The organism is Mastigocoleus testarum BC008 (assembly GCF_001456025.1).
In the GTDB taxonomy this organism is placed as follows: domain Bacteria; phylum Cyanobacteriota; class Cyanobacteriia; order Cyanobacteriales; family Nostocaceae; genus Mastigocoleus; species Mastigocoleus testarum.
In genome coordinates, this window is the sequence record NZ_LMTZ01000039.1 from 1 (window position 1) to 5,000 (window position 5,000).

Here is a 5,000-nt window from a genome sequence, read left to right on the forward strand (position 1 = left end):
ACCACAATTAGGTAACTTTGTGTTTGAGGCGTAGTGCTAGAGCAATTTCTGAATTAAGAGATGTAAATAATCTTCGTGAAATTTGTGTCACTTGTCCTAATTGTGGTTCAGAAAATACTTCTGCCAATTTGACGTTTAACTGCTATGAGTGTGAGGACTGCGAACATCGTTGGCAATTCATAACCGGAGTTGGTTATCGGGAACAGATTAAAATTCCAGTAATACACAAGTATCTTAAAGAATAATTACTAGTTTTATTTTAAACAAAACAATAAACCACCATGAGTAGTATCAAGGTGGCTTAGTAAGTTATGAAGTTTGAGTAAAAATTAACCTGGCATCGAGCTATTTTCACGGGAGGCAACCCTCCAACTATCGTCGCCGCAACAGCGTTTCACCTCTGAGTTCGGGATGGTTCAGCGTGGTTCCACTGTGCCATAGACACCAGGAAAGCTTGTAGTTTCCTGAATCGATTCTCAGAAACCCTGAGGACTGCATATTCATACCAAAGTGTGAACCAATTGATGAGGTCAAGCCCTCGGTCTGTTAGCATGGCTCAGCTTCGCATATTACTACACTTCCACTTACCACCTATGAACGGATGTTCTTTCCGTGACCTTACTGGCTTATGCCATGAGAGTACTCATCTTGAGGTGGGCTTCCCACTTAGATGCTTTCAGCGGTTATCCGCTCCACACTTGGCTACCCAGCGTTTACCGTTGGCACGATAACTGGTACACCAGCGGTGCGTCCCTCCCGGTCCTCTCGTACTAAGGAGGAATCCTCTCAATACTCTTACGCCTGCACCGGATATGGACCGAACTGTCTCACGACGTTCTGAACCCAGCTCACGTACCGCTTTAATGGGCGAACAGCCCAACCCTTGGGACGTACTTCCGCCCCAGGTTGCGATGAGCCGACATCGAGGTGCCAAACCTCCCCGTCGATGTGAACTCTTGGGGGAGATCAGCCTGTTATCCCTAGAGTAACTTTTATCCGTTGAGCGACGGCCATTCCACGCTGAGCCGTCGGATCACTAAGGCCGTGTTTCCACCCTGCTCGACTTGTCAGTCTTACAGTCAAGCTCCCTTATTGCCTTTACACTCGACGCACGGTTTCCAAGCGTGCTGAGGGAACCTTTGCGCGCCTCCGTTACCTTTTGGGAGGCGACCGCCCCAGTCAAACTACCCGCCTGAAACTGTTCTTCTTCCGGCTTACGGAAGTAAGTTAGAATTCTAGCTTCGCCAGAGTGGTATCTCACCAGTGACTCCATATCCCCCACAAGGAATACTTCTACGTCTCCCACCTATCCTGCGCAAGCCAAGCCCGAACCCAATTCCAGGTTATAGTAAAGCTTCATAGGGTCTTTCTGTCCTGGTGCAGGTAGTCCGTATCTTCACAGACAATCCTATTTCGCCGAGCCTCTCTCCGAGACAGTGCCCAGATCGTTACGCCTTTCGTGCGGGTCGGAACTTACCCGACAAGGAATTTCGCTACCTTAGGACCGTTATAGTTACGGCCGCCGTTCACCGGGGCTTCAGTCGCCAGCTTCATCAAAAAGACTGACCAGCTTCCTTAACCTTCCGGCACTGGGCAGGCGTCAGCCCCTATACGTCCTCTTACGAGTTTGCAGAGACCTGTGTTTTTGGTAAACAGTCGCCTGGGCCTCTTCACTGCGACCACCTCTCGGTGGCACCCCTTCTTCCGAAGTTACGGGGCTATTTTGCCGAGTTCCTTAGAGAGAGTTATCTCGCGCCCCTGGGTTTACTCAACCTCCCTACCTGTGTCGGTTTCGGGTACGGGTGATAAGCTTTCACCACATAACTAGCTTTTCTTGGCACTATCCTTCACTACGCGTTCTCCGTAGAAAACTCCCAATCCAATCAGGGTGTAGTTATCTGTCATGCGTCCCTAGTTATGCTCCCACTTATCAGTCAGGGAATGTTGACCCTGTATCCATCGACTACGCCTTTCGACCTCGCCTTAGGTCCCGACTAACCCTCCGTGGACGAACCTGCCGGAGGAACCCTTAGGGTTTCGGGGCATTGGATTCTTACCAATGTTTTCGCTACTCAAGCCGACATTCTCACTTCTGTCTCGTCCACGACTGCTTGCCGCTATCGCTTCTACCTAATACAGAACGCTCCCCTACCACTTATTTCTAAGTCCGCAGCTTCGGTGTATTGCTTAGTCCCATTCATTTTCGGCGCAGGAGCGCTTGACCAGTGAGCTATTACGCACTCTTTCAAGGATGGCTGCTTCTAGGCAAACCTCCTGGTTGTCTGTGCACTCCCACCTCCTTTACCACTTAGCAAATACTTGGGGACCTTAGCTGGCGGTCTGGGCTGTTTCCCTCTTGACGATGAAGCTTATCCCCCACCGTCTCACTGGCAAAGTGTACATTGGGTATTCTGAGTTTATCTCGATTTGGTACCGCTCTCGCAGCCCGCACCGAAATAGTGCTTTACCCCCCAACTATAATCTTTACCGCTGCGCCTCAACACATTTCGGGGAGAACCAGCTAGCTCCGGGCTCGATTGGCATTTCACCCCTAACCACAGCTCATCCGCCAATTTTTCAACATTGGTCGGTTCGGACCTCCACTTGGTGTTACCCAAGCTTCATCCTGGCCATGGTTAGATCGCCCGGGTTCGGGTCTATAAACACTGATTAACGCCATTCTCAGACTCGGTTTCCCTTTGGCTTCGTCATTCCCGACTTAACCTACCAGTGCATATAACTCGCCGGCTCATTCTTCAACAGGCACGCGGTCAGACGTTTAATCGTCCTCCCACTGCTTGTAAGCTAATGGTTTCATGTTCTATTTCACTCCCCTCCCGGGGTTCTTTTCACCTTTCCCTCGCGGTACTTGTTCGCTATCGGTCACACAGTAGTATTTAGCCTTATGAGGTGGTCCTCACTGATTCACATGGAATTTCACGTGCTCCATGCTACTCGGGATTCAGCTAGTATTCTTTTACTTTCGACTACAGGACTTTCACCTTCTCTGGTACAGTATTTCGCTGCTTCGTCTAATATCCAAATTCCATATCGCTGTCCCACTACCCCAAGGTGCATGCACCTTGGTTTAGGCTGTTCCCCTTTCGCTCACCACTACTTAGAGAATCGCTTTTGCTTTCTTTTCCTCAAGCTACTAAGATGTTTCAATTCGCTTGGTTCGCTCTTTCCTGTCTATATATTCAACAGGCAGTATATTGGGTTGCCCCATTCGGAAATCTCCGGATCAAAGTTTGCTTCCAACTCCCCGAAGCATATCGTCGGTAACCACGTCCTTCGTCGCCTCTGTGTGCCTAGGTATCCACCATTAGCTCTTTATAGCTTGACCACATTGGTTCCAATATGCCTTAATGTTAGATTTTCAACTCACTAACTTAATAGTTTTGTCTACTCTAACTACCTGCAATTGTTACTTTGGTATGAATTATGCAGTTGTCAAGGTTCTGATTTTTTACTGGATATAAATCCAGCAGTCTAACTTACTAATTAGTTATCTTAAACAGTTAGGTGCTGAAGTTACATTCTAATTTTATTTGGTGGAGATAAGCGGACTCGAACCGCTGACATCCTGCTTGCAAAGCAGGCGCTCTACCAACTGAGCTATACCCCCAAGACAATTCAAAATTTAAAAGTCAAAAATCAAAAGTGAAGATGTTATTTCTTCGTTTTGAATTTTGAATTTTGAATTTTTACTTTTGACTTATTCAGGTGGGCCATCCTGGACTCGAACCAGGGACCTCACCCTTATCAGGGGTGCGCTCTAACCACCTGAGCTAATAGCCCTCAACGAACCCGAACCTCATATAGTTTAGAAGCTTATAAACCTATCTGCGCACGACCTTAGGTATGACCTTTTTAGTTCCTATATTACAAATCTCGGAATCTAAAAGGTAGGTCTCCCTTAAAGGAGGTGATCCAGCCACACCTTCCGGTACGGCTACCTTGTTACGACTTCACCCCAGTCACCAGTCCTACCTTCGGCATCCCCCTCCGCGAACGGTTAGGGTAACGACTTCGGGCGTGACCAACTTCCATGGTGTGACGGGCGGTGTGTACAAGGCCCGGGAACGAATTCACTGCAGTATGCTGACCTGCAATTACTAGCGATTCCTCCTTCATGCAGGCGAGTTGCAGCCTGCAATCTGAACTGAGCCATGGTTTATGAGATTAGCGCACTGTCGCCAGTTGGCTGCTCTTTGTCCATAGCATTGTAGTACGTGTGTAGCCCAGAACGTAAGGGGCATGATGACTTGACGTCGTCCCCACCTTCCTCCGGTTTGTCACCGGCAGTCTCTCTAGAGTGCCCACCCTAAGTGCTGGCAACTAAAAACGAGGGTTGCGCTCGTTGCGGGACTTAACCCAACATCTCACGACACGAGCTGACGACAGCCATGCACCACCTGTCTTGGCGTTCCCGAAGGCACTCTCACCTTTCAGCAAGATTCGCCAGATGTCAAGTCCTGGTAAGGTTCTTCGCGTTGCATCGAATTAAACCACATACTCCACCGCTTGTGCGGGCCCCCGTCAATTCCTTTGAGTTTCACACTTGCGTGCGTACTCCCCAGGCGGGATACTTAACGCGTTAGCTACGGCACTGCTCGGGTCGATACAAGCAACGCCTAGTATCCATCGTTTACGGCTAAGACTACTGGGGTATCTAATCCCATTCGCTCCCTTAGCTTTCGTCCCTCAGTGTCAGTTGCGGCCTAGCAGAGCGCTTTCGCCACCGGTGTTCTTCCTGATATCTACGCATTTCACCGCTACACCAGGAATTCCCTCTGCCCCGAACGCACTCTAGTCATGCAGTTTCTACGGCCCTTATGAAGTTAAGCTTCACTCTTTAACAGTAAACTTGCATAACCACCTGCGGACGCTTTACGCCCAATCATTCCGGATAACGCTTGCATCCTCCGTATTACCGCGGCTGCTGGCACGGAGTTAGCCGATGCTGATTCCTCAAGTACCGTCAGAACTTCTTCCTT

The 5,000-nt window shown here is 49.1% G+C and carries 1 protein-coding gene, 2 tRNA genes and 3 rRNA genes (1 of these 6 running past the window's edge); 1 reads left to right on the top strand and 5 read right to left on the bottom strand.

Features of this window, described 5'->3' with window-relative positions:
• Window positions 1–23: 23 nt before the first annotated feature.
• Window positions 24–245: a hypothetical protein gene (locus BC008_RS48140; RefSeq protein ID WP_153009544.1), complete on the top strand. Its 222-nt coding sequence runs from the start codon at window positions 24–26 to the stop codon at window positions 243–245.
• An 87-nt stretch (window positions 246–332) separates the two neighbouring features.
• Here BC008_RS48140 and rrf read toward each other — a convergent pair.
• The 5 genes from rrf to BC008_RS07880 form a co-directional block, all read right to left on the bottom strand.
• Window positions 333–449, bottom strand: a 5S ribosomal RNA gene (gene rrf / locus BC008_RS07860).
• A 77-nt stretch (window positions 450–526) separates the two neighbouring features.
• A 23S ribosomal RNA gene (locus BC008_RS07865) occupies window positions 527–3,346 on the bottom strand.
• 206 nt (window positions 3,347–3,552) lie between these two features.
• Window positions 3,553–3,628, bottom strand: a tRNA-Ala gene (locus tag BC008_RS07870).
• A gap of 99 nt (window positions 3,629–3,727) precedes the next feature.
• Window positions 3,728–3,801: transfer RNA gene (locus tag BC008_RS07875), tRNA-Ile, on the bottom strand.
• 120 nt (window positions 3,802–3,921) lie between these two features.
• Window positions 3,922–5,000, bottom strand: a 16S ribosomal RNA gene (locus BC008_RS07880); it runs 410 nt beyond the window's last position.
• Together the 16S, 23S and 5S rRNA genes with 2 tRNA genes alongside form the textbook arrangement of a ribosomal RNA operon.